Here is a 26,054-nt window from a genome sequence, read left to right on the forward strand (position 1 = left end):
AAATATTGATTGGTCAACCAATTTTTGTGATTTCAGTTTTCCCGCTACAGGTCAGACGGCGCGGAGCTAATGTTTTTTAACGAGGCTTTATCATGAAGATGACAAAATTAAGATGGTGGATTATCGGCCTGGTCTGCGTAGGGACCATCGTAAACTACCTGTCCCGTAGCTCGCTTAGCGTTGCGGCGCCAGCGATGATGAAAGAACTCCATTTTGATGAGCAACAATATTCCTGGGTGGTGAGCGCCTTCCAGCTTTGTTACACCATTGCGCAGCCGATCACCGGCTATTTGATGGATGTCATCGGACTGAAAATCGGCTTCTTTATCTTTGCCTTGTTGTGGTCGCTGATCAACATGGCGCACGCGCTGGCCGGCGGCTGGATAAGTCTGGCATTTCTGCGTGGTCTGATGGGGCTAACCGAAGCGTCAGCGATTCCGGCCGGGATTAAAGCCAGCGCCGAATGGTTCCCGACGAAAGAACGCGGTATTGCGGGGGGCCTGTTTAATATCGGTACTTCAATTGGCGCGATGCTGGCGCCGCCGCTGGTGGTCTGGGCGATGCTGACCTTTGCTGATAGCGGCATCGGTACTGAAATGGCGTTTGTGATTACCGGTGGGATCGGCGTGCTGTTCGCCATCACCTGGTTCCTGATTTATAACTCGCCAAATAAACACCCGTGGATCACCCACAAAGAGCTGCGTTATATCGAAGACGGCCAGGAAAGCTATCTCCAGGACGATAATAAAAAACCGGCCGTTAAAGAGATCGTTAAAAAGCGTAACTTCTGGGCGTTGGCGATTACCCGTTTTCTTGCTGACCCGGCATGGGGAACGCTGAGTTTCTGGATGCCGCTGTATCTGATTAACGTGATGCATCTGCCGTTAAAAGAGATCGCCATGTTTGCCTGGCTGCCGTTCCTGGCGGCGGACTTTGGCTGCGTTGCAGGCGGTTTCCTGGCGAAGTTCTTCATGGAAAAGATGCACATGACCACGATCAATGCGCGTCGTTGTAGCTTTACCATCGGCGCTGTTTTGATGATTTCGATCGGTTTTGTCAGCATTACGACTAACCCGTATGTCGCCATTGCATTGATGAGTATTGGCGGTTTTGCGCACCAGACGCTGTCTACCGTCGTGATTACCATGAGCGCTGACCTGTTCAAGAAAAATGAGGTCGCGACGGTTGCCGGTCTGGCAGGATCTGCGGCATGGATGGGACAGTTAAGCTTCAACCTGTTTATGGGGGCATTGGTCGCTATTATCGGTTACGGCCCGTTCTTCATTGCACTCAGTCTGTTCGATATTATCGGCGCCATCATCCTGTGGGTACTGATTAAAGATCCGGAAAAGCACCACCCGCCAATGACGGAACAGCCGCTGGCGTCTCACCGCTAAAGCTGTCTCGGTTTCACTGGCCTGATAAGCGAAGCGCTACCGGGTTCTAACGGCCACCTTCGGGTGGCCGTCTTCATTACCCTTATCGGTAAAAATACGCGTTGGTTTTATACCAGCGCGTTATCATTTAGTTTGCCTGATTATTTTCAGATGCTGAAAATAATATTGTGGTAAGGGTTATTGTTTTTCGCCTGGATTTTTATCGACTCTCTGTCTCGCTGCGATCATCGATAAAGTCCCCTTTATGTAAATAAAGGTTCAATGCTTCTACTCTTTTCTCCATATATTTTGCGCAGCTTCACAAAAAATAACCTGATGTCGTAATGTCCACTCCCTAATATTCTCCATGCGCTATACGTTAATTTAAGTTTAAATTTCATGCCGGGGATATCACGATGCCACGTAATTTTACTGTTTCAGCCTGTCAGTATATTGTTACTGAAATAAACACTTTTGAAGATTTCATAACAAAGGTAAGGATACTTCTTAATAAAAGTCAGGGTGCTGATGTCGTTATCTTCCCGGAGCTATTTACCATTGAGTTATTTACATTATTGAAAAAATGGCAAGAAAGACCCATTTCACACCTTACTTTAATTGATCAGTTCACGGATGCCTATAAGCAGCTTTTTCAACAGGAAGCGAAAGAAAGAGGACAGTTCATTATTGCTGGCTCTCATCTGGAGCAGACTGGAGCAGATCGCTATGAGAATGTTGCGCATATATGGGGACCCGATGGCGAACATTATGCTCACAGTAAGACGCATATCTTCCCGGCTGAACGGGGTTGGTATACTCAGGAAGGCGATAAAATGGCTGTTTTTCAACTGCCATTTGCAAAGGTGGGTTTTAATATTTGTTATGAAGCAGAAATACCGGAGTGTGCCGCGACGCTGGCGGAACAGGGTGCGGAGTTAATTTTAACGCCTTCCGCTACGTTTACTGAACAGGGATTTTGGCGAGTCAGGCATTGTTGCCACGCACGTTGTATTGAAAATCAAATTTATCTTGTTCACTGTTGCCTGGGCGGAAACCCGGGCGGGCCACTGCCAGGCTGCTGGGCCCGAAGTTCAATTTTAAGCCCCTGTGATGTCGTGTGGAAAAATCCACAAGGTATTATCGCAGAGGCGCACGTCAATCAAGAGGATGTCATTTCAGGAGAAATTAACCTCGATGTTCTATATGAAAATAGACTTGGGGGGGCAGCAACAACGTTCAAGGACAGACGCAGAAAAGCAGGCATATATAATATCTGGCCATCACACATTAAATAACAGAATGTGTCCCTTCTATGTATTAGCTGGAGGTCGTTATGGGATATTTAAAATTACCTGAGGGTAAAAGGATTGCGGTCAATCTTGGTGTTGATGTAGATGCTCAGTCTTTATGGCTGGGCGGATTTAATCGACCGTCGCCATCCTTTATGTCACGAGGAGAGTTTGGTGCTCAAGTTGGCGTACCAAGGCTTCTGAAATTGTTCAAAGAAAATAATATCAAAACCACCTTTTTTATTCCCGGACACACTGTAGACACCTTCCCGGAAATCATTAAAGCAATTTTTGATGCCGGGCATGAAATCGCTCACCATGGCTACTATCATGAAAATCCGACGCTGGTGAATCGTGATACAGAACGCCGACTTATGGATCTGGCGTTCGCCTGTTATAAAAGACATTTCGGCATACGCCCTGTGGGATACCGTTCTCCCTATTGGGATTATAGCGAGAATACGCTGGATCTTCTGGAGGAAGCCGGTTTTCTCTATGACAGTAGCCTGATGGCGAGAGATCTTGTGCCTTACCATCCTCAACGTTGGCAGGTGAATTGGGAGACGGGAAATATCGCAGGCCCGGCCAGCGCGATTCTGGAGATTCCTGTTAGCTGGTATCTGGATGATTTTCCCGCACTGGCGTATACCGGCAACCAGGAGGGGATGAGCGATACTGACGGTGTTCTGCGACGCTGGAAGGATATTTTTACCTATGCTTATCACCATCAGGAAAACGGTTTATATGCGATGGCCCTTCATCCGCAGATAATCGGTCATGGGCATCATATGATGATGTTGTCACGTTTGATTGAACATATTAAAGGGCATGATGGCGTATGGTTTGCAACCTGTGAAGAGATAGCCAGTGTCTGGGTGGATGACGAAGAGGATCGACAAAAAATGCTCCGTCCTGATGTTCGTGGCGTAGCGCCGGTTCCGGATGATTATGGCTGGCCGGGCAAATGATATCACCTCATGACAATGTTAATATCAGTCGGGTAACGGATTACCCGGGCAGAAGTTACCTGTTTGCCCGCTTGTTAATGCATATTGTCCATCAGAAAGGGAGACTATCCCGGGACGTATAAAATCTTTTTTATTTCGGTCAAAACGTTAATCAACGAGAATAGTTTGTTTTTTGATTTAAATCATTTTTTGTGTTCACAGGAAAATAAGCAAATAAAATTTATAATGTGAGTATTAAGAAAAATAAAATTTTCCATAGTGATTATTTTTATTTAATGCTTTGATTTTTAATTCTTTTGTATGTGTTAATTGATGTAAATCAATTTGGATTTTTTTATTAAATAAGTAAAAATTAAGTTGATATTTGCTTTTTGATGTGTTTTTTATATATAGCTGATTATTATTCTGAAATGTCAATTTTTGAATAACGACGCTGTGATACCGGCACCAGGGATACTTTGCGATAAAAGGGATTGAATATGGCAGAGAGCGTTCAGTATAACCTCAATTGTATTTGGCCACAGCGGGCCAAAAACCTCTATTGCATTGCAACCAGCGGAATAACGTTTATCAGACGTGGGTAAACGTTGGCAAAATCCCTGCAAACCTGGCGCTTTTCACGCTGTGTTTTTTGGTCGTTGCGCTTTTAATAAGAGTCACAAGCGTTGGCCGCTGGTATTCGTCTGGCTGCTTAACTGCCACTTGATCAACAAGGAGATAAATCATGGATGCGATTTTTTTAAAGCTCGACAATATCAAAGGCGAAAGCCAGATTGAAGGCTTTGAAGATCAGATAGAGATCATGTCTTATAGCCACAATGTGGCAATGCAGGTAAATAACGATGTTAGCCTCACTGAGCGGACTTCCGGGCGTGCGCATGTTGGTGAAATGTCGCTCACCAAATTTGTCGACCTCGCCACGCCTGTGCTCAATGAGTACTGCTGTAGCGGGAGGCTAATTAGAACAGCGGTGCTGACGTTGTGCCGCAATGACGGTGGCAAAATGCGGTCGCTTATCGTTTATACCCTGACAAACGCGCTGATATCACAACTCAGTGTTAGCTGCGGCGCCGGCGGTAAGCCGGTGGAAACGATGTCGCTGAACTTCACGAAAATAGAATGGCAAATCACTGCCGAGAAATCAGACGGCGCTCAACAGGAGTCCAGAACGTCAGTATGGGATCTGGCGATAGACCAGATAGGGAAATGATGATGACGCCAACCATTCCGGTCGCGCTATTCGACAGGCTCTTGGTTGAGGGGATAAGCCCACATGAATTGGTACGACGCAAGTTAATGTGTTTATTCAACTCTTGCGCCGTGCCAGGTGGCGAGACATTACCGCCGCTGCTCACTCGGGGTATGCCGGAATGGCACGAGGTGAATGTGGGTGACAAACGGGTTCTCAACTGGTTTTGCCGTGAGCTTCGCGCTGCTATTTTACGTTATGAACCGAGCATCAACATGCTGAAAGTCAGTGTAAAAGATGCCCATCATCAGACGCTGGCGTTGTCTTTGGAAGCGATGTTACAGGATGAGTCTGAACCGTTAAGGCTGGAGATAGCCTACTCTAACGGTAGATGGCGCTAGTAATGCAGGAAGGAACGCCGGGCCGGGCGTTTAACATTATCCCAAAAGCAAAAAAACGCAGCGAGCGAACCTGATAATCAGGCAGACAGTCCACCTTTCGGTATGGTTGATCTGCCTGCATTATTTTCAGGATGGTTAATAACGGACCATGACAGATTTAAGTTCGGTATAGTCATCAATAAACGCGCTGCCAAATTCACGACCACTACCCGATCCTTTCATCCCTCCAAAGGGTACCGCGGGATCGAGGAAGGTATGCATATTGACCCACACCATGCCAGCATCAATATCTTCAGCGTAGCGTAATGCCTTAGACATATTTTCCGACCACACACTTGCAGCAAGGCCGAATGGCGAAGCGTTGATATGCGAAAGCGCCTCTTTTTCATTCTGATAACCGATAAAGCTACAGACAGGGCCAAAGGTCTCCTCGTGCATCAGCGTACTGTTTTTACTACGCACTTTTACCGCTGTCGGCTGTAAAAAGAACCCTCCGCCGGGTAAAGTTTCACCGCCATAAACAATGGTATCCCCTTCTTCCCGTGCACGTTGAATCAGACGCAGCACTTTTTCAAGCTGAACCTGATTCGCCAGCGGGCCCATCACCGTTTTTTCATCTAAAGGCGAGCCGGGCACGATCTCCGATAACCGTTGTCTGAGGAGCGTCATGACCGTATCCAGTTTTTCCTGGGGCAGATAAAAACGCTCTGCGGCAGCACAAATCTGTCCTTGATTCAGATAACCGGCTTCAAGAATACCGTTGACCATGGCTTGTGCCGTGAGATCATTGAGAAACAGCGCCGCATTTTTCCCTCCCAGTTCGAGGGTAACGCGTTTTCCTGACGATGTTGCCGAACGCCGGACTTTCTCACCTGTCGCGACTGACCCGGTGAAACTCACTTTGGCGCAATCTGGATGCGCGATCAGCTGTTGCGCTATCTCACCGCCAGCACCGTTTACCACGTTAATTACGCCATCAGGGAAACCTGCCTCTTTAGCCAGTTCAGCGACTCGCAGCAGTGTCAGCGGGGTATATTCACTTGGTTTAATGACGATGGTGCAGCCACATACCAGCGCTGCGGCCAGCTTCCAGATAGCAATCATAATGGAGAAATTCCACGGCACAATACCGACGACCACACCAATGGGTTGGCGTTGGGTAAACGCTGTGTATCTCTCTTCTCCCATTGATGGCAGGGAGACATTCAGCGTTTCACCGGTTATTTTTCCTGCCCAACCGGCAAAGTAACGCAGGAAGGCCACTGACTGATCGAGTTCAAGACCGCGCGACAGCATAATCGTTTTACCTGAACAGACGCTTTCCAGTTGAGCTAACTCTTCACGATGAGCGGCAAGAGTATCAGCCAGTTTCAGCAGTAATGCGCCGCGTTGTAACGTTGGCATTTTACGCCAGACATCAAACGCCCGTCTGGCGCTCTGCATGGCCTCTTCTGCCTGCGCAGGGGTTGCCGACACAACGTCGGCGATGATTTTGCCGGTGGCTGGGTTAGTGACCGAGAAGTTCGTGCCGTTTCCGGCCTGACGTTCACCTGCAATAAATTGTCCGTGTCGTTGGCGTAAAAAAGTCGTTACTTCGGCAAGTAATGTCACGTCGCTCATCAGAAGTGCCTGTAGGTCAGGAATGTACGTTTTCCATCTCAACATACTTGCCTGGAACTGAATATCGTTCCAAAGAACGTCATTCTTCCGGACGATATTTTGTAAAACGTTACCGTGCTGTGATAGCGGTCTTAGTCAAGCGTGATGACAAGGTAACGCGATGAATACAAAAATCGATGCGTTGAATTACTACGGCGCGACGAAAAAATACCCGTTGCATTTTCCTGCTCTGCAAGACGATATTGATGCCGATGTGGTGATCATTGGCGGTGGCTTTTCAGGCATCAATACCGCGCTGGAACTGGCGGAGCAGGGGATCACTAATGTTGTCGTTCTGGAAGCCCGCCATCTTGGGTATGGCGGCACCGGGCGAAACGGCGGTCAGGTGATGGCCGGTATAGGTCACGACATCGAAGCCGTTAAAAAATATGTAGGCGCAGCGGGAATGGAGACGCTGTTTAAAATCTCGAACCTCGGCGCAGGTATTATTCGGGAGCGAATTCGTAAATACCATATTGATGCTGATTTTGTCCCCGGATATGGTTATCTGGCCTACAACCAGCGGCAGTTAAAAACGCTGCAACAATGGGAAAAAGAATTCAAAGCTGCTACGCCGGAAGATGATATTGAACTCTATACCGGTAAAGACGTGCAGCAGGTTATTGGTTCCGACGTCTACTGCGGTGTTCTCAAGCATATGGGGGGAGGGCATGTCCACTCGCTGAATTTATTGCTGGGCTCCGCTCAGGCTGCGAATTCGCTGGGGGTGAAGATATTCGAATATTCACCTGTGGTTGAGGTCAGTTATGGTAAAACTGTGCGGGTACGTACTGCGATGGGCAGCGTAAAAGCGGCCAAATTGCTGTGGGCCTGTGATAGTTTTCTCAATAATCTGGAACCAGAAATTTATAAGAAAACGCTGGTTACTTATTCTTATCAGGTCTCTACAGAACCTCTCTCCAGCGAGCTTGTTGAGCGGATCAGTCCCTTGCGCGGGGCTTTTAGTGATATCCGCCCGGTGATAAATTACTACCGTCTCACAAAAGAAAACCGTCTGCTGTTTGGCAGCGCCACAAGGTTTCTTGAATATACCCCGCACGATTTTGCTGCCTGGAACCGCACTCTGTTGACGGAGGTCTTTCCTTATTTGAAAGACGTTAAAATCGATTTTGCCTGGGGCGGACCGATGGCCTGTAGCGCGAATCTGTTTCCGCAGATTGGCACGCTTCGTGAGCACAATAATGTTTTTTATGTTCAGGGTTATTCCGGATTTGGCGTCACGCCTTCCCATATTGTATGCAAAATCCTGGCCGAAGGAATAAATGGCGGTTCCGAGCGGTATCGTCTGATGAGTAGCATTCCCCACGCGACAATTTATGGTCGCGACAGTCTACGTCTATTGCTGGTCAGTGCGGGAAAACTGATACATCAAACAGCCGGTTTCTGGAAAGGCCGGAATTAACCAGGAGAACATTAATGCACGCTTTTAAACTCAATCAACCTGTTCCTGAATTACAGCCAATCGGGAGTGTCAGCCTGTTGGGGGCGTTGCCAACAGAAGGCGATCCCCAGGTCGCCGTTGCGATGATTTACGGTAAACCTGAGGACGTATTTACCTGTGGACTGTTTTCATCGACCCGCGGCGGTTTCACGATGATTTATCCCTTTACCGAGCACGCAACCGTGCTGGAAGGGGAAGTGGAACTCACTGTCGCGGGTCAGGAACCGATACGTTTTTCACCGGGCGATAGTTGGTTTGTTGAACAGGGAACCGAAGTGGCATGGAAAGTTTTAACGCCCCGTTTTGTAAAACATTATCTGGCAAAAGTTGAAAGCCATAAGCAGGGTTGAATCCTTTAATTGTTCGTCAGTAGCGTTGGCATCACTGGGGAGAATAACGCGCTCCCCACTTGCTATTAGCGCATGCGGGGACGGCGTCACAACGTTATTTACCGTTATCCCTCTTCAGGACGATACCTGTTAGATACGGTGCCTGCCATAAATAAGCGTTATTCCGGAGCGGTAATTTATTGTTGTAATAATAGTGAAGAGGTTGACCATGTTTAAAAACAGACTTGCCAGCCATCTTGAACGTGGCGTTATTGGTTTCCCCACGACGCTTGCCAGCTCCGTCGGGCTGATTATGGCAAGCCCGGTGATCCTGACCGTGACCAGTGGTTTTGGCTCAGGGGGAGATACCTTTGCTCTTGCGGTATTACTGGCATTTATTATGATGCAAGCGCAGATTACCACCTTTGCCGAAGCGGCAACGCTTATTCCCACGACTGGCTCCGTCTACGACTATATTTCCTGCGGGATGGGGCGTTTTTTCGCTATCACCGGTGCGCTTTGCGCTTACCTGATCGTACACATTTTTGCCGGCACGGCAGAAACGATTCTCGCTGGCGTCATGGCGCTGGTGAACTTTGAGTCTGTTAGCGAACACGTGGCCATGCAGCACAATACCTGGATGGTTGGCGTCGGCATGGTAGTGGTTTTCGGGTTACTGAATGCCATTGGTGTTGAAGTATTTGGCAAGGTGGAAGTGTTTCTTACATTCGGTATGTGGACTACCCTGACCATCTTCGGTTTATGCGGGATCCTGTTATCCCCGGTCACTCATCATTCCGGGTGGTTTGGCGCACCGCTTGATGTCAGTAATCTTTCTGGTCTGTTTGGTTATATAGGCATGGCGATGTTTATGTTCGTCGGTTGTGAACTGGTCACGCCAATGGCGCCGGAAATTAAAAAAGCGCATCGTACGATTCCCAGAGCAATGGCGCTTGGCCTTTTAGCGGTGGCAGGTTGTATGTTCCTCTATGGCGCTGCGATTAACCGGCAGGTAAATAATGTGGTGGTCGATGCGGCAAACCATATCTTTTTACTGGATACGCCGATGGCTATTCCCGCCTTTGCCAATCGTGTCATGGGACATGTCGGGCAATACTGGCTGGGCGTGGGGTTGTTGTTAGCGGGATGTGCGACGATTAATACGCTAATGGCGGCAGTACCGCGTATTATATACGGCATGGCGCTGGACGGCGCTTTGCCGCGGTTTCTGACCTGGTTGCACCCCCGCTTTAAAACACCGGTCATCGCCATCGCATTCGGTGTTGCGATTCCCTGTTTACATGCCTGGTATCTGAACGGTGATATCGACCACATTGTTCCGCTGATCCTCGCTGCGGTCTGCGCCTGGGGAGTAGCTTATCTGCTGGTAACGTTATCGGTCGTTATCTTACGTATTCGGCGCCCCGATTTACCACGCGCTTACCGGGCCCCCTGGTTTCCCTTACCTCAGATTATTTCGAGCGTGGGTATTATTATCGCCATTATTAATATCGCGCCTCCAGGAATGAACAGTCGGGATGTACTTATACCATTCGGTATTATGCTTGGATTGACTGCCGCCTATGCCTTATTCTGGACATTATGTGTGCAACGGGTTAATCCTTTCCTCCCGCTTCCGGTAGAAGAGGTCGTGGAACGGGCTATGGGCAATTATGAAAAGCGAAACAATGAAGAGATGACGCCAGATGTCCTCCGTCCCCTGGTTTAAGAACGCATTAATGAATATGGTGTTACGTGATTTGAGCGGCTGGCGTTGTGAAAAATTGACCGAACATAGCGCCGTGCTGCATCTGAATGCATTTACCCAGGTTATCTGCCATGTTCAGCAAAAACGGTTATTCATGGCCAGTATTCACAGTTGTGAATTCAGGGTGAAAGGCACAATCAATTATCCTTTGCAGGGCAAAATTCGCGTTCATCAGCCCGGATGGCTGAAACGTTATCCCGTCATTTTTACTGGCAGCAAAAGTACCGCCGGGCTGATTAACTATCTTAATTGTTTCCCCAATTTACAACAGGCACTGAGTGAACTGGATTATCGTCGGTTTACGCTGGTTTTACATCATAAGGAATGGTATTGCAGCATTGAGCTATGGGCTGCTAGCGAAGTGGTTTGTAAAATGCCGCCGCTGCGCCGTTATCTGCGGCTTGAGCGGCACCAGCGTGTTCTTCTGCTTAGTGTGATAAATATGATCAATCAGGCCATGAATCAATGGCTGCAACAGGATACCGACGCCAGATAATATGACATTTTATTGCGGCATCAGCTCAGAGGGTGGTATTAATTCAGGCATATATGACATATGGGGAAAAGACCCGCAATTGACGCGGGTTAAAAAGAACGCTTTCACATATTCAGTGAATGTTGTACCGAGGACATTCTGGTTCGGGAAACCAGTTCCGTGCGATTTATCACTTCTGTTTTAGCAAAAATATTACGTAAATGCGTTTTCACTGTTGAGAGAGAAATATTCAACTGACGGGCAATCAATTTGTTGCTGGCCCCTTCGCAGACCATTCCCACAATTTCACGCTCTTTGGCGGTCAATATTGACGCCAGATCGTTGTCTTCCTGAAGAGAATCATGAATTGCCAGTCCCAGTAATGGTTGTACTGCCTGGGCTCGCAAACGCTCTTCGCTGGAAAAAGGTATATCGCGCATTAATGAAATGCCCGCGATAATACGATGGCCCCGACGAATAAAGATCTCAATCATGTCGCACACATGATTAGGTAGCATAAATTCATGATAATAATGGCGATGACGAGCACAGATGCCGGGCGTCATCGTCGCTACTGTAATAACCTGTTGGCCGAATCGGGAAGGCGATAGCGGGTCTAATGGTTGAAAATGCTCCAGATATTGTTGGTGTGTGCTATTAGAAATATTATGTAAAACATAGGCTTCCGGCTTTAAATAAGCATTAACACGATAAAAAACCGCCGACGACAGAGGAATGAGTTGCGCAATGCTCTGTAAGCAATGGAGAGTGATCCCGTCATTATGGCCAGTAGTTGATAAGGCTGACATGTTATCTCCTTCCATCCGGATGAGCGCGTCGGGGCGCAGTAAAATAGTGGTATGTTGAAACATACAATTTACATTCGGTTAACACAATCATTCACATGTTAATAATGTGACGTATGTTGCGGTATTTTTTATAACCTATTGAAAATAAATGATTTTAATTTAAATCCTGTCTGGTTTTCTAAAAAATAATTTAAAATTATTAATATAATTTTTTCTGTCGCGGTTGACTCATCTCCTGAAAATGCCGTGAGTTCTCGTCCTTCAGGACGATATTCTTTTGAGACGCCTGTTCTATGATTTTCTGTAATAGCGCAGGTTAACAGAGACTTAATTTCTGGCTCAGACAGGATTTGCTAAATAACATTTCAATAGCGTCATGCGCTATGCAGAAAACCGGCGTATCAATAGATACAGCCTGCTCTCGGCATTCTGCCCTCAGCGCCAGACGAACGCTATTGCGAAATGTGAGTCATGTCTCCGCATCAGAAATGATAATTACAGGACAGAATAATGTTGAATCTCAACACATTACGGCAACAACAAATCCCCGTAATGACGGAATATCGCGCGCAGATACCCTTTCATATATTGGCAAAACCCATAGGCCCTGCATGTAATCTGGCCTGCCGCTATTGTTATTACCCACAGGGCGAAACGCCCGTAGAAAAAATGAATGAATCAACGCTGGAGGTTTTTATTTGTCGCTATATTGCGGCGCAACCTGCCAGTGCGCGTGAAATTAATTTTGTCTGGCAAGGCGGTGAACCGCTTTTAGCCGGAATCGGTTTTTATAAAAAGGTAATAGCGCTTCAACAACGATATGCGCCTGACGGCGTGACGATCAGTAATAGTCTGCAAACGAATGCGACGTTGTTAAACGATGCCTGGTGCCGTCTGTTTCGCGACAATAATTTTACTATTGGCATCAGTCTTGAGGGCAGTGAAGACTTGCAAAATCATCATCGTCCGGGCAAACGCGGCGAGGCCAGCTATCCGGCGGTGTTGCGGGGAATCACATTGTTACAACACTATCGAGTCGATTTTAATGTACTGATTGTCGTGCATGATGACATGGCTCGCCATGCGGCAGCCATCTACGATCATGTTGTTAACCTTGGCGCTCGTTATCTGCAATTTCAGCCACTGATGGACGAAGGCAACGCCCTACAGCAACGTTACCAATTGAGTGCGGATAACTGGGGACGTTTCATGATTGATATCTGGCGTCAATGGCGCAAACGCGGTGATATGGGACGGGTTTTTGTGATCAACATTGAACAGGCATGGGCACAATATTTTACGCATATCAGCGCCACCTGTGTCCATTCCGCCCGCTGCGGCACGAATCTGGTCATGGAGCCGGACGGCAAACTCTATGCCTGCGATCATCTGATTAATAGCCAGCATTACCTGGGACAGCTTGCTAATAATACGTTAGCGCCAGCCGTAGATTCCGCAACCCGGCTTCCCTTTGGTATTAAGAAAAGCCAGCGCCGGGAGTGTCAACGGTGTTCTGTGAAAATAGTCTGCCAGGGAGGCTGCCCCGCACATATCAACAGTGCCGGCTACAACCGACTTTGTAGCGGCTATTACTCTTTTTTCACGGAGATTCTGGCTCCGCTACGCGCCTGGCCCCGGAATCTGAATGGACTGAAGGCCTGGCGTGCTGACGTTATGGGCAGATTTTCGGGCTGATGGTCCCTCTTGCCGCATTTGCCTGCCGCTCTTGTACAACATCCGTAGTCTGAAATGGAGAATAAGCCGTGAAAAAAGAAGTAACACTTGCCACACTCAGCATTATCTTCTCCGGTACGGCACACAGTACGCAAAACGAACGTCCTGATATTATCGTGATTATCGCTGATGATATGGGATATTCTGATATCACTCCCTTCGGTGGGGAAATCCCAACGCCTAATTTGCAGGCGATGGCTGAGAACGGCGTGCGGATGAGTCAATATTACACGTCTCCCATGTCTGCTCCCGCCCGTGCGATGCTATTAACCGGGAACACCAGTCAGCAAGCGGGTATAGGCGGTATGTGGTGGTATGAAAATACCATAGGTAAGGAAGGCTATGAATTGCGCCTGACTGATCGGGTGACGACCATGGCTGAACGCTTTAAAGATGCTGGTTACAATACGCTGATGGCGGGTAAATGGCATCTTGGTTTTACGCCAGGCTCGACGCCAAAAGATCGGGGCTTTCGTCATTCTTTCGCCTTGATGGGGGGAGGCGCCAGTCACTTTGATGATGCCGTGCCGCTGGGAACCGTGGAGATATTTCATACCTATTATACCCGTGACAATCAGCGCATTTCACTGCCCTCCAGTTTTTACTCCAGCGAAGCCTATGCCAGCCAGATTAATCGCTGGATCAGCGAGACGCCACGGGAACAACCTATCTTCGCGTGGTTGGCCTTTACTGCGCCACATGATCCTCTGCAGGCGCCGGATGAATGGATTAGTCGTTTTAAAAGTCAGTATGAACAGGGCTATGCAGACGTCTATCGTCAGCGTATTGCTCGTTTGAAGAAACTGGGTTTCCTGCGTGATGACATACCTCTGCCAGGACTGGAACTTGATAAAGAATGGCAGGCGATGACCCCGGAACAGCAGAAATATACGGCGAAGGTGATGCAGGTTTACGCTGCTATGATCGCCAATATGGATGCACAGATTGGTACCGTTATTGAGACATTAAAAAAGACCGGGCGCGATAAAAACACGATTCTGGTCTTCTTAAGTGATAATGGGGTGAATCCGGCAGAGGGCTTTCACTATGAATCTGAACCAGATTTTTGGAAGCAATTCGATAATAGTTACGAAAATATTGGTCGTAAAAATTCATTTATCTCTTATGGTCCCCACTGGGCTGATGTCAGCAATGCGCCTTATGGTCGCTATCACAAAACGACCAGCGGTCAGGGGGGAATTAATACCAGTTTTATGATTTCCGGTCCTGGTATCATCCATCATGGCGCCATAGATAACGCCACGATGGCGGCGTATGATGTTGCGCCCACGCTCTATGAATTTGCAGGTATTGATGCCAGTAAATCATTATCTGAAAGACCGACACTGCCAATAATCGGCGTGAGTTTTAAACGCTATCTGACCGGTGAAAGTCTGCACGCGCCTCGCACACAATATGGTGTTGAACTCCATAATCAGGCGGCCTGGATAGATGGGGAATGGAAATTGCGTCGTCTTGTCACAGTATTCCCACAGGCGGGTAATGCGCCATGGGAATTATTCAACCTGCAACGTGACCCCCTGGAAACGCATAATCTCGCAGCAAATTATGCGGATAAAGTGAAAATACTGAGCAGCGCATATGAGGCATTTGCAAAACAGACAATGGTGCTTTATGCCAAAGGCAAGCTTATCGATTATGTGGGTATCGACAGTAAAACCGGGCGTTATCTGGCTGTCGATCCACAGACATTGCAGCCAGTTCCTGCTCCGTTAGCGATTCCTTTAGACACAAAATCGGACCAATAATTATTGGTTACGTTTCAAATGATTATTCAACGCTCACATAACCGCATTCAGCCAGTGACTTTCAGGATGAAGTTTCTCAGCGTTGGCGATGTATCGCCGCGCCGGTATGCCAGAGCCAGCTTTGCGACGGGCATCTGGTCTGCAACGGGGCGGTATACTACTCCCTTGACATTAACCTGTCTCATTGAATCTGGAACCATCGACACGCCCATCTCTGCCGACACAAGGTTAATGACTGACGAAATTTGCGGCACGAGTTGACCAATTTTCGGTTCAAAGCCCGCTTTACCGCAGGCCTTGATCACTGCGTCATAAAGCGACAGGCCGATTTCACGTGGGAAGAGTAAAAAAAACTCATCTTTGAGAATCGAGAGTGCAATCTGTTTACACGCCGCAGCAGGATGCGTTTCTGCCAGCACAATAACCATTGGCTCTTCAGACAGTAACCTGAGCTGGAACCGTTCATTGCCTGTAAAACCGGGTCTCAGAAAGGCAACATCCAGCGATCCTTCATTCAATTCATCAGCCAGTTGGGTTGTATTTCCTTCCTCAAGCTGCAAACGAACGTCAGGATAAGCCCGCTTGAAAGTACGGATTGCGCTGGGCACCACACTGTTAAATGCCGCAGAGGCAGTAAAACCCACCCTTAACACGCCCGACTCCCCCCTGGCGACACGCTGCGCCGCCAGCACGGCTCTTGTCGCGGTAGCAGGCATCCCTTTAACAACATCATAAAATGCTTTTCCAGCCTCGGTTAATTCCGCGCCATGAGGCACTCTCCGGAATAGCTGCGCTCCCAGCTCTCTTTCCAGATCCTTAATCTGTTGGCTTAGCGGCGGCTGACCTATGCCTAATTTTGTCGCAGCCCGCGTGAAATGCCGCTCTTCAGCGACGGCGAGAAAATAGCGAATATGGCGCAGTTCCATCCTCATCTCCAAAAGCAATTAAGAATGGCACCATCATATATTGGAAGAATGAAACCAGCGAGCGCATAGTGAGGTTAACAGGAGGTGCTATATGCCCGATATTTCTCATACACCGACACGTAGCTGGCTTTTTACCCCAGCAATTCGACCAGAACGTTTCATAAAAGCAGTTGAAAGTGCGGCGGATATTTCTATTATCGATCTTGAAGATTCCGTCACCCCGAATGACAAGGCGCAGGCCCGGAAAATTGCGATGCAGTTCCTTTCATCCCGACCAAACTCATCGCTGAAAATAGCATTAAGAATTAATGGAATGAATACTCATGCTGGCATTGAAGACCTGCATATGTTACTGGAATGCCGTTTTTTTCCTGATTACATTATTCTTCCAAAAACAGAGTCAGCCGCGCACCTGCAAATCGTGGATAGTCTTATCATGATGGCTGGTTCTGATACTCGCCTTATTGGCATTATTGAGTCAGTTGTTGGGCTTAATGCCGTAGAGTCTATTGCGGACGCCACCCCCAGACTCTGCGGGTTGATGTTTGGCGCCGCAGATATGGCGGCTGACATTGGCGCCACACCCGCCTGGGAGCCTCTTGCGCTGGCGCGGGCCAGAATAGTGGCTGCCTGCGCTATGAAAGGGCTTCTTGCAATAGATGCTCCCTTCTTTGATATAGGCGATTTTTCAGGTCTGAAAGAGGAAACGCTGCAGGCGCTCAGTTTTGGTTTTTCTGCAAAATCGGCTATTCACCCCGCTCAGATTAGTGTAATCAACGCCGCATTTACTCCTACAACGGCAGAAATTAATCATGCTCGTGCAGTACTGACAGAGAATGCCAAAGGCGTCGGGATCGTTAGCGGCATGATGATAGATGCAGCCGTTGCCCGTCAGGCCCGGAGATTACTCGCCCGGGCAGGGATCTTTTCCTGATTTTATTAACAGAGGAATTGATTATGAACACGTTATTACCCGCTTATAAAACCATTAGCGAGGGGCGCTACCGAGAAATTTCGGGTCTTTACTGGGAGGATTTTCATCCCGGTGATGTTTTTGAACATCGTCCCGGTCGGACGGTTCTGGACGCCGATAATGTGTGGTTTACCCTGCTCACTCTCAATGTGCAGCCGGTCCATTTCGATGCGGCTTACGCCAGCAAAACGGAATGGAAAAAGTTACTGGTTGATTCAACGTTCACTCTGGCGCTTTTAACCGGTATGAGCGTGCGTACTGTCAGCGCCAAGGTCGTGGCCAATCTTGGCTGGGATAAGGTACAAGCCGTCCATCCGGTTTTCGCAGGGGATACACTTTATGCTGAAAGCACTGTACTCAGCAAACGCCTGTCAAATAGTCGCCCGGGACAAGGCATCGTTACCGTTCGGACATGTGGTATTAACCAGAATGGTGTAGAGGTCATGCGCTTCGAACGAACAATGTTAGTTTATTGCTGTGGATGTTCGCCTGAAGAAGACGCCGCTTATTGAGAAATCGCCCTGAGGTTTAGAGTCATGATGAATGTTAATGCAGTGTATGCCGAAAAATGCGTGACGCCTGACGAGGCGGTTACTTTAATTACCTCCGGCAGTCACCTCTCTATGGGAATGTTTGCAGCAGAGCCTCCAGCTTTGCTGAATGCGCTGGCAAAGCGAGCGAAAAGGGGAGAAATCAACGATCTGCGGGTTTACTGTTATGAAACAGCCAGCATTGCCGGGAACACTATTTTCCGTTATGAGCTAAGTGACTATATTCATCTCTACAGTATGTTTATTACCGGTATTGAACGGGCTTTAATACGTCAGGGGATTGAGAGTTCCGGGCGAAAAATAGTTAACTATGTACCTTCAAATTTTCATCAGGCGACGCGATTACTAGCTGATGATATTGGTATTGATACCTTTATTCACACCGTGTCCCCTATGGATAAGTATGGCTATTTTAATTTTGGAACTGGAAACGATTATTCCACCCGGATTGCGAGGACAGCTAAAAAGCTTATTGTCGAAGTTAACAAATATATGCCGCGCGTTCATGGAGAAGGTGCTGCAATCCATATTTCAGAAATTGACGCCATTGTTGAAAACCATGTCCCTTTAATTGAACTACCAATACGTACTGCCGTAGCCGAAGATATTGCTATCAGTCAGATTATCGCTTCTCTTGTGCCAGATGGCGCTTGTCTCCAGATGGGGGTCGGCGCATTACCGGAGCTCATCTGTAATGCGCTCAAGGAACATAATGATCTGGGAGTCCATACAGAGGCGCTGAATCCGGGGTTGGTAAGTTTGATTCAACAAGGCGTCGTTACCAATCAGCGTAAAAATATCGACCGGGGAATGTCTGTATTTACTTTTGCTATGGGACAAAAGGATATGTATGACTATCTCAACGACAACCCCTCTTTTTTTAGTCGGCCTGTCGATTATGTTAACGATCCGGGGATCATTGCGCAAAATGAGAATGTTGTCTCCATTAACGCTACCTTACAAATCGATCTCACTGGTGCCTGTAACTCTGAATATTTGCTTGGACACCAGTACAGCGCTTCAGGAGGGCAATTGGATTTTGTCAGAGGCGCATATGCATCTAAAGGAGGTCGTTCCATTATTACGACCCGCTCAACGGCCGCGAATGATACGATTTCTCGTATTGTTCCCCGCCTTGAGGGGCCTGTAACAACCCCACGAACGGATACGCACTGGATAGTCACTGAATTTGGCTCCGTAAACCTGAAGGGGCTCTCTTCAACCGAGCGTGCGCTCAGCATCATTGAATTGGCACATCCCAATTTTCGGCAGCAACTTAGAGTAGATGCAAAAAAAATGCATCTGATTTAAAAGTAGGTTAATGCTATTTTTTAATGTAGCATCCCTAAAATATAAACATCATGAGTCTATTCAAATGATAATTGACAGAATTGATCACCTTGTATTAACGGTATCTGATATATCAACCACAATAAGATTCTACGAAGAGGTACTTGGTTTTTCTGCGGTAACATTTAAACAAAACAGAAAAGCGTTAATATTTGGAGCGCAAAAAATTAACCTCCATCAGCAAGAAATGGAGTTCGAACCAAAAGCGAGTAGACCAACGCCGGGATCTGCCGATTTATGTTTTATTACATCGACACCGATAAATGATGTTGTGTCTGAGATCTTACAGGCAGGCATTCCCATTGTTGAAGGCCCGGTTGAGAGAACTGGAGCCACAGGCGAGATAATGTCTATCTACATCAGGGACCCTGATGGAAACTTAATTGAAATTTCGCAGTATGTTTAATGTTAAAACTTACTATTACTGCCTTTATTATGATCACGCATCCGTTTATATTGGTCTAATGGAGATCATATGGCAATAATTTCTGGAAAGAGTCTATGTTCAGACTTATTGACTTGAAGACATCGAGGTATTCATAAGAAAGCATAAAAAAGGAAAGGTGGTGCCCGGACTCGGAATCGAACCAAGGACACGGGGATTTTCAATCCCCTGCTCTACCGACTGAGCTATCCGGGCAACGAGGCGCATTAAACCGTAATCGCCTCGCTTCGTCAACGAAATTTCTTCAAATCAACGTAGACTGCACAATCTATCACCACTTTGTTGTTATTGCACGCAGAATCAGGCAAAAAACATCGCCCATGCGGCGGAGATCGGCATCGCCAGCAACAGCGCCGGGAGCATATTCACTACCGGAAACATTTTGATTCCACATACACGCAAGCCGGTCGCCACCAGCAGCAGTCCGCCCACGGCGCTAAAGTCGCCCATCATTGCCGGCGTAGTCAGTGGAAGAATGAGGGTGGCGCAGGCGGCAAGCGTTAACTGGATAATCAACATCGGTGCGCAAATCGCCGAAACGGCGATGCCAAGCGAACAGGCGAAAATTATGGCAGTGAAAAAATCCAGAAAAGATTTAGCGATCAAAATGTTTGGATCGCCGGTCATCCCTTCATGCATCGCGCCGAAAATACCGGTGCCGCTGGCGCAAAAAAGTACAATGATAGCGACGTAACTTTGAATAAATGAGTCGTGTGTCGGTTTCTTACCCGATGCCATAAATAATTGTTGGATTTTCGCGACTGCGCCATTAATGCCTTTTTCCAGCAAACAAAACTCGCCGATGAGCGCGCCGACCAGCGTCGCCAGCACCATCACCGGAAGATTAGCGCACTTCATCACCAGCAGAATACCAATTCCTAGAGAGCACAGACCAAAAATAGACGTCATTGAGACGCGAATCCGTTCTGGCAGACGCTGACTTAACAGCGCGCCAATAACGCCGCCGAATAAAATTGCGCCAGCGTTAATAAAAGGTCCAATTACCACAATGACTCCTGTTATTTGTCTTTCAAATTGCCTTATTATCACGCGATTAAGCTGTTAATAGCTTGATTATCTGTGACGTATAGAGCGCTGATTTTACCTTGCGCCGCCTGGTGAAAGGTGCCATGATTGCGCGAAATTTCTCCTGCCAGCATGGGGCTCGCCGGGATGAACATAGCGCCTTTATATTGTCTTCACTGTCGCCTGACTGCGCGAGGTTTGCCCCTTTCTTTCCTTTTTTTGTCATCCCCGCTATGCGGTGAGGGCAGCGCACGCTCACTGCAGGACAACAGTAAAATCAGAAACAGTCTGTTTTTACTGATGTCTGGCGGTCGGAGCTGGTATCCAGTTTGACCCGGCATCTCGTTGGGCAAGGCATCGGGCCTTGTCCGGGGTTACTCTACTCCCGAAACGGGTATTTGCGCTTATGAAATCAATGAATATTGCCGCCAGCGGTGAACTCATCCCCCGTCTCTCCACCCACCGAAACGTAGTGGCGCTGGACAGTACCGACTTTACCGATGTGGCCGCAGTCGTCATTACCACTGCCGACAGCCGTAGCGGTATTCTGGCGTTGCTTAAACGCACCGGTTTTCACCTGCCGGTGTTTATGCTTGCGGATGAACCCGTCAGCGCGCCTGTCGGCGTTACGGCGGTAATAGGCGGGAACGCGCAGGAATGGCTGGAGCTGGAAAACGCTGCCTGTCGCTACGAAGCGGAGCTTCTGCCGCCCTTTTATGGCACCCTGACCCAGTATGTCGACATGGGGAATAGTACCTTTGCTTGCCCGGGGCACCAGCATGGCGAGTTTTTTAGAAAACATCCCGCAGGCCGCCATTTTTATGACTTTTTTGGTGAAAACCTGTTTCGTGCGGATATGTGTAACGCCGATGTGAAACTTGGCGATCTGCTAATACATGAAGGTTCTGCCAAACACGCGCAGAAATTTGCGGCAAAAGTGTTTAATGCGGATAAAACCTATTTTGTGCTGAATGGAACTTCGGCGGCGAATAAAGTGGTCACCAACGCCCTGCTGACGCGCGGCGATCTGGTGCTGTTTGATCGTAATAATCACAAATCCAACCACCACGGCGCCCTGATTCAGGCCGGGGCGACGCCAGTCTATCTTGAAGCGGCGCGTAACCCGTTTGGTTTTATCGGTGGCATTGATGCGCACTGTTTTGATGAAACGTACCTGCGCGACCAGATTCGTGACGTGATGCCGGAAAGCGCCGATGCGCTGCGTCCGTTCCGTCTGGCGATCATTCAGCTGGGTACCTATGACGGCACTATTTACAACGCCCGTCAGGTGGTGGATAAAATCGGACATCTCTGCGATTACATTCTGTTTGACTCCGCGTGGGTAGGCTATGAGCAGTTTATCAATATGATGGCGGATACCTCGCCGTTGCGGCTGGAGCTTAATGAAAACGACCCAGGGATCTTTGTGACCCAATCGGTACATAAGCAACAGGCGGGGTTCTCACAAACCTCGCAGATCCACAAAAAAGATAACCATATTCGCGGCCAGGCGCGTTTTTGTCCGCACAAACGCCTGAACAACGCCTTCATGTTGCACGCCTCGACCAGCCCGTTCTACCCGCTGTTTGCGGCGCTGGATATCAATGCCAAAATCCACGAAGGGGAGAGCGGTCGCCGCCTGTGGGCGGAGTGCGTTGCGCTGGGCATTGACGCGCGTAAAGCCATTCTCGCCCGCTGCAAACTGCTTCAGCCCTTTATCCCACTGGTGGTTGACGGCAAGCCGTGGCAGACATATCCGACGGAGACCATTGCCAGCAATCGTCGTTTCTTCAGTTTTGAACCTGGGGCGAAATGGCATGGCTTTGAGGGTTATGCGGATGACCAGTATTTTGTCGATCCTTGTAAACTGTTACTGACCACGCCAGGTATTGATGCCGATAGTGGGCGGTACACCGAATTCGGCATCCCGGCGACCATTCTCGCCCACTATCTGCGTGAGAACGGTATTGTGCCTGAGAAGTGCGATCTCAACTCGATTCTGTTCTTGCTGACACCTGCCGAGAGCGAAGAGAAACTGGCGCGACTGGTCGCGATGCTGGCGCAATTTGAACGACACATTGAAGACGATACGCCGCTTGCGGATGTATTGCCGACGGTTTTTCAGAAATACCCGGTGCGCTACCGCGATTACACCCTGCGTGAGCTATGTCAGGAGATGCACAACCTGTACGTTAGCTTTGACGTTAAGGATCTGCAAAAAGCGATGTTCCGCAAAGAAAGCCTGCCGCATGTGGCGATGAACCCGCAGGATGCCAACAGCGCCTTTATTCGCGGCGATGTAGAGCTGGTGCGTATCAGCGAAGCGGGCGGGCGTATTGCTGCCGAGGGGGCATTGCCATACCCGCCGGGCGTACTGTGCGTGGTGCCGGGGGAGATTTGGGGCGGCGCGGCGCAGCGTTATTTTTTGGCGCTGGAAGAGGGCATCAATCTGTTGCCCGGTTTTTCGCCGGAATTGCAGGGAGTGTATAGCGAGACCGATGCCGATGGAATTCAACGCTTGTACGGATATGTTTTAAAGTAACGTTGCCTGCAGGCCGGATAAGGCATTTACGCCTTATCCGGCCTGCGAAACAGGGCAAGGATTAATGTGCAACGGGTTGCGAACCTGCCGGAACGCGAACGTGTTTGTATTTGAACAAGGCTACGAACGCGAAGGCCAGCACCAGCGAGTAGCCTGCGAAGATGAGCCACACGGTCTGCCAGTCGGTAATGCCGTTTTGAGTGTAATACTCCACCACTTTACCGCTCACAATGCCGCCCAGGATACAGCCGAAGCCATTGGTCATCATCAGGAACATCCCCTGCGCGCTGGCGCGGATTTCCGGGCGTACTTCTTTTTCGACAAACACCGAGCCAGAAATGTTGAAGAAGTCGAAGGCGCAGCCGTACACAATCATCGACAATACCAGCAGAACGGTACCGAACGGCGTCGGGTCGCCATAAGCGAACAGGCCGAAACGCAGCATCCACGCCACAATACTGATAAGCATAACATTCTTAATACCATAACGGCTCAGGAAGAACGGAATGGTCAGGATGAATAACGTTTCAGAAATCTGCGAAATCGACATCATCACCGAGGCGTGCTGCACGATAAAGCTACTGGCGAATAGCGGATCTTTATCAAAGCTATGCAGGAAGGTGTTGCCAAACATGTTGGTGATCTGCAGTTCCGCGCCCAGCATCATGGAGAAGATGAAGAAAATCGCCATCCGCTTATTTTTAAACAGCGCAAAAGCGTCAAGGCCCAGCATTGATGTCCAGCTCTGGTTTTTCTGTTGGTTCGCCACCGGAATGTGCGGCAGGGTAAAGGTAAACAGTACCAGCAGAACGGAAAGCGTCGCGCCGATATAAAGCTGCATATGGCTCAGCTCGAAACCGGAGAAACTCACGCCCCACATCGCCAAAATAAAGCCAATGGTGCCCCAGATACGGATAGGCGGAAAGTCAGTCACAATATCCATGCCGGCAGACTGCAGGCGGTAATACGATATGGTATTGATCAAGCCCAACGTCGGCATATAGGCCAACGAGTTAAGCAAGATCACAAAGAACATCGCCCCAGGCGTAGTGACTTCCGCGGCCATGAATAGCGTGATGGCGCCGACGACATGGCACAGGGCATAGACCCATTTCGCGCTCAGCCATTTGTCAGCCACAATGCCTAACAAGGTCGGCATAAAGACGGCGGCAATCCCCAGTGAACTATAAACTGCGCCAATAGATGCGCCGTCAAATTTTAAGGTGACGAACATATACGAGCCCAGGGTAGTGAGCCAGCTTCCCCACAGACAGAACTGCAGAAAAGAGAGTATTTTAAGCTGCAGCTTAAGATTCATGTTAATTTCCTCACACCTGAGAGCGGATGAATGTTTTAAAAGGCACATTTGCCGTTGTGATTCTATCAATGAGCGGCGGGCTTTTTTTGTTACCTGTGACAAATATTTGCAAACAATTTCTGATTGCAAAGCAAAAGGGTGACGGAGTTAACACTTTTACCTTTCCCGCCTCTGTCATTTGCCAGCCAGAGGCGGGATGCGATGGTTTATCGGCGGCGATACGATCGCTGGGCGGAATTCACCTTATACAGATAGCGGCGCGACTCCGCAGATGGATGTCGGGTGGTTAATATCTGGTACACATCCCCCGGCGACATGCGGTTAATCATATTCGCGGCCTGAATCTTATCGTTCGAGAATACGCGTAATACGCTGCCTGCGCCGCCATTGTAGGCGGTAATGACCGCATAGCGCCGCGACGTCGGATTCTCGATACCGCTCAGATAGACATTATTCAACATTGCCAGATACGCTGTGCCGGTATCGATATTGCTGGCGGGGTCGAACAGGAAGTTACGGCTTGGCGTGCCGGACTTACCCTGAGAACGGAAAACATCTTTCCCGGCGCTGTGTTGCACCACCTGCATCAGGCCCAGCGCATCCGCATGGCTGACCGCATACGGGTTAAACGAGGACTCCGTTTGCATAATCGCCAGAATCAGCGACTCGTCAACGCCGTATTTACGGGAGGCCTGGCGTACCATGCCAATGTATTTATGCGCGCGTTTATCAAGGTGGTTCGGCACCAGATTAATGGTGACGCTGTAAATAATACGCAGGCCGTTACTGCGGCTTTTGAGCCGCGTTTTCAGCAAGTAATCCGCGAATGTCGTGGCGCGGCCTTCCCAGCGAATAGGCTGGCCGGTATTGTCGAGGACCTGACCATACAGGAAGGGTTCTTTAGAAATTTTTATGTCATCGACATCGGAGTAAAGATCGACGGAGGTTGGGTCGTCACCCATGAGCAACGTTTTAATAATAGCCCGGCGCAGATGTGCGGTAGGTTCCGTCCCGGCGATGGTTTCAACGGTAATGGTCCCATCATCAAAGTTGATGTGGCTACGGGTCTGGAACTGATCGGTATATTTGACGTAGTCTTTCGGCCCGGCGATCAGGACTTCCTTATATCCCCACAGATTTTCAATATTGTTGGCAAATTGCCCCATCAAAATATCAAAGCCGTTGGTATCCTTGACCCAGGCTTCATTATACGTCTCGCCTTTTTTGGTCGAACTGGAGCAGGAGATGAGCAACGGCGCAATAACAGCAAGCGCGAGTAATTTTTTCATCATTCCGGGAGTGCATGTTGTGTTGTCGTTATGCCATGTTGCCGGGCAGCGGCGCTAAGGGCTTATCCGGCATAACTCACAGGCCGAATAAGCGCAGCGTCATTCAGCAACGGGCCTATTTTTTATCTTCCGGCGTATAACCTTCGATATGAACGTCTTTGCCTTCGAACAGGAAGCTCACCATCTCCTGTTCCAGCAGCTTACGGTGCTCGGCGTTCATCATGTTGAGCTTTTTCTCGTTAATCAACATGGTCTGCTTATGCTGCCACTGCGCCCACGCGTCCTTAGAGATCTCGTTATAGATACGTTTTCCCAGTTCGCCAGGGTAGAGCTGAAAATCTTGCCCTTCAGCGTCGCGTTGCAGGTAAGTACAAAAAATCGTTCTGCTCATAAGTCATCCTCTTCA

23 protein-coding genes and 1 tRNA gene are annotated in these 26,054 nt (G+C 48.6%); 16 read left to right on the plus strand and 8 right to left on the minus strand.

What is annotated here, in order from left to right; genetic code table 11:
* Window positions 1-92: 92 nt before the first annotated feature.
* The 5 genes from ACLJTG_RS07085 to iraD all read left to right on the plus strand — a co-directional run bounded on the left by ACLJTG_RS07085 (window position 93) and on the right by iraD (window position 5,223).
* Window positions 93-1,397: an MFS transporter gene (locus tag ACLJTG_RS07085; RefSeq protein WP_000784371.1), complete on the plus strand. Its 1,305-nt coding sequence runs from the start codon at window positions 93-95 to the stop codon at window positions 1,395-1,397.
* Window positions 1,398-1,792: 395 nt separating this feature from the next.
* On the plus strand, window positions 1,793-2,671 hold the full coding sequence (locus ACLJTG_RS07090) for a carbon-nitrogen hydrolase family protein (protein ID WP_001137804.1): 879 nt from the start codon (window positions 1,793-1,795) through the stop codon (window positions 2,669-2,671).
* A 38-nt stretch (window positions 2,672-2,709) separates the two neighbouring features.
* The gene (locus tag ACLJTG_RS07095) at window positions 2,710-3,633 is read left to right on the plus strand and encodes a polysaccharide deacetylase family protein (protein WP_000540888.1); all 924 of its coding nucleotides are present in this window, start codon (window positions 2,710-2,712) and stop codon (window positions 3,631-3,633) included.
* A gap of 724 nt (window positions 3,634-4,357) precedes the next feature.
* Window positions 4,358-4,843, plus strand: coding sequence for an Hcp family type VI secretion system effector (locus tag ACLJTG_RS07100; protein ID WP_079951108.1), 486 nt, complete (start codon window positions 4,358-4,360; stop codon window positions 4,841-4,843).
* A complete protein-coding gene (gene iraD / locus ACLJTG_RS07105) occupies window positions 4,843-5,223 on the plus strand; it encodes an anti-adapter protein IraD (protein WP_000988938.1) in 381 nt (126 codons plus the stop codon). The genes ACLJTG_RS07100 and iraD overlap by 1 nt, the downstream gene beginning before the upstream one ends.
* A gap of 135 nt (window positions 5,224-5,358) precedes the next feature.
* On the opposite strand, the gene ACLJTG_RS07110 is transcribed toward iraD, so the two are convergent.
* Window positions 5,359-6,843, minus strand: a complete 1,485-nt coding sequence (locus ACLJTG_RS07110; protein ID WP_001286390.1) for an NAD-dependent phenylacetaldehyde dehydrogenase — start codon at window positions 6,841-6,843, stop codon at window positions 5,359-5,361.
* A 160-nt stretch (window positions 6,844-7,003) separates the two neighbouring features.
* Here ACLJTG_RS07110 and ACLJTG_RS07115 point away from each other — a divergent pair, with 160 nt between their 5' ends.
* From ACLJTG_RS07115 to ACLJTG_RS07130, 4 genes are all read left to right on the plus strand, one after another.
* Window positions 7,004-8,305, plus strand: coding sequence for an NAD(P)/FAD-dependent oxidoreductase (locus ACLJTG_RS07115; protein ID WP_001092814.1), 1,302 nt, complete (start codon window positions 7,004-7,006; stop codon window positions 8,303-8,305).
* Between the two features lie 14 nt (window positions 8,306-8,319).
* Window positions 8,320-8,694 (plus strand): cupin domain-containing protein, encoded by a 375-nt coding sequence (locus tag ACLJTG_RS07120; protein WP_000542979.1) that lies wholly within the window; start codon window positions 8,320-8,322, stop codon window positions 8,692-8,694.
* A 208-nt stretch (window positions 8,695-8,902) separates the two neighbouring features.
* Window positions 8,903-10,402 carry an APC family permease gene (locus ACLJTG_RS07125; protein WP_000475960.1) on the plus strand — a complete coding sequence of 500 codons (1,500 nt, stop codon included), beginning with the start codon at window positions 8,903-8,905 and terminating at the stop codon, window positions 10,400-10,402.
* Entirely contained in the window at window positions 10,380-10,937 is a 558-nt protein-coding gene (locus ACLJTG_RS07130) for a DUF3156 family protein (RefSeq protein ID WP_000100101.1), read from the plus strand. Before ACLJTG_RS07125 ends, ACLJTG_RS07130 begins: the two co-directional genes overlap by 23 nt.
* Before the next feature lie 104 nt (window positions 10,938-11,041).
* Here ACLJTG_RS07130 and ACLJTG_RS07135 read toward each other — a convergent pair whose 3' ends face one another.
* The gene (locus ACLJTG_RS07135) at window positions 11,042-11,725 is read right to left on the minus strand and encodes a helix-turn-helix transcriptional regulator (protein WP_001275354.1); all 684 of its coding nucleotides are present in this window, start codon (window positions 11,723-11,725) and stop codon (window positions 11,042-11,044) included.
* Window positions 11,726-12,235: 510 nt separating this feature from the next.
* Here ACLJTG_RS07135 and ACLJTG_RS07140 point away from each other — a divergent pair.
* On the plus strand, window positions 12,236-13,420 hold the full coding sequence (locus ACLJTG_RS07140) for an anaerobic sulfatase maturase (RefSeq protein WP_198898186.1): 1,185 nt from the start codon (window positions 12,236-12,238) through the stop codon (window positions 13,418-13,420).
* Between the two features lie 68 nt (window positions 13,421-13,488).
* A complete protein-coding gene (locus tag ACLJTG_RS07145) occupies window positions 13,489-15,228 on the plus strand; it encodes an arylsulfatase (RefSeq protein ID WP_079951106.1) in 1,740 nt (579 codons plus the stop codon).
* A gap of 47 nt (window positions 15,229-15,275) precedes the next feature.
* On the opposite strand, the gene ripR is transcribed toward ACLJTG_RS07145, so the two are convergent.
* Window positions 15,276-16,154, minus strand: coding sequence for an itaconate degradation transcriptional regulator RipR (ripR, locus tag ACLJTG_RS07150; RefSeq protein ID WP_000423175.1), 879 nt, complete (start codon window positions 16,152-16,154; stop codon window positions 15,276-15,278).
* Between the two features lie 91 nt (window positions 16,155-16,245).
* Here ripR and ripC point away from each other — a divergent pair, with 91 nt between their 5' ends.
* The 4 genes from ripC to ACLJTG_RS07170 all read left to right on the plus strand — a co-directional run bounded on the left by ripC (window position 16,246) and on the right by ACLJTG_RS07170 (window position 19,434).
* A complete protein-coding gene (gene ripC / locus ACLJTG_RS07155; RefSeq protein WP_001112897.1) occupies window positions 16,246-17,088 on the plus strand; it encodes an itaconate degradation C-C-lyase RipC in 843 nt (280 codons plus the stop codon).
* A gap of 23 nt (window positions 17,089-17,111) precedes the next feature.
* The gene (gene ripB, locus ACLJTG_RS07160) at window positions 17,112-17,639 is read left to right on the plus strand and encodes a (R)-specific enoyl-CoA hydratase RipB/Ich (protein WP_001094307.1); all 528 of its coding nucleotides are present in this window, start codon (window positions 17,112-17,114) and stop codon (window positions 17,637-17,639) included.
* A gap of 24 nt (window positions 17,640-17,663) precedes the next feature.
* A complete protein-coding gene (gene ripA / locus ACLJTG_RS07165; protein WP_000982337.1) occupies window positions 17,664-18,989 on the plus strand; it encodes an itaconate CoA-transferase RipA/Ict in 1,326 nt (441 codons plus the stop codon).
* Between the two features lie 64 nt (window positions 18,990-19,053).
* Window positions 19,054-19,434, plus strand: coding sequence for a VOC family protein (locus tag ACLJTG_RS07170; RefSeq protein ID WP_000582672.1), 381 nt, complete (start codon window positions 19,054-19,056; stop codon window positions 19,432-19,434).
* 158 nt (window positions 19,435-19,592) lie between these two features.
* Here the strand turns inward: ACLJTG_RS07170 and ACLJTG_RS07175 are convergent.
* Both ACLJTG_RS07175 and ACLJTG_RS07180 read right to left on the minus strand, forming a co-directional pair.
* A tRNA-Phe gene (locus ACLJTG_RS07175) sits at window positions 19,593-19,668 on the minus strand.
* A 105-nt stretch (window positions 19,669-19,773) separates the two neighbouring features.
* Complete coding sequence (locus ACLJTG_RS07180) at window positions 19,774-20,481, minus strand: DUF554 domain-containing protein (protein WP_000234466.1); 708 nt, start codon at window positions 20,479-20,481, stop codon at window positions 19,774-19,776.
* Between the two features lie 424 nt (window positions 20,482-20,905).
* Here ACLJTG_RS07180 and ACLJTG_RS07185 point away from each other — a divergent pair, with 424 nt between their 5' ends.
* Window positions 20,906-23,041 (plus strand): ornithine decarboxylase, encoded by a 2,136-nt coding sequence (locus ACLJTG_RS07185; protein ID WP_000839728.1) that lies wholly within the window; start codon window positions 20,906-20,908, stop codon window positions 23,039-23,041.
* A gap of 61 nt (window positions 23,042-23,102) precedes the next feature.
* On the opposite strand, the gene ACLJTG_RS07190 is transcribed toward ACLJTG_RS07185, so the two are convergent.
* From ACLJTG_RS07190 to ACLJTG_RS07200, 3 genes are all read right to left on the minus strand, one after another.
* Window positions 23,103-24,359 carry a nucleoside permease gene (locus ACLJTG_RS07190; protein ID WP_001049803.1) on the minus strand — a complete coding sequence of 419 codons (1,257 nt, stop codon included), beginning with the start codon at window positions 24,357-24,359 and terminating at the stop codon, window positions 23,103-23,105.
* 206 nt (window positions 24,360-24,565) lie between these two features.
* Entirely contained in the window at window positions 24,566-25,651 is a 1,086-nt protein-coding gene (gene mltC / locus ACLJTG_RS07195; RefSeq protein ID WP_000976289.1) for a membrane-bound lytic murein transglycosylase MltC, read from the minus strand.
* Window positions 25,652-25,763: 112 nt separating this feature from the next.
* A complete protein-coding gene (locus ACLJTG_RS07200; RefSeq protein ID WP_000091706.1) occupies window positions 25,764-26,039 on the minus strand; it encodes an oxidative damage protection protein in 276 nt (91 codons plus the stop codon).
* Between the last annotated feature and the right edge of the window lie 15 nt (window positions 26,040-26,054).

The organism is Salmonella sp. SAL00672, assembly GCF_046552175.1.
Lineage (GTDB): Bacteria > Pseudomonadota > Gammaproteobacteria > Enterobacterales > Enterobacteriaceae > Salmonella > Salmonella enterica.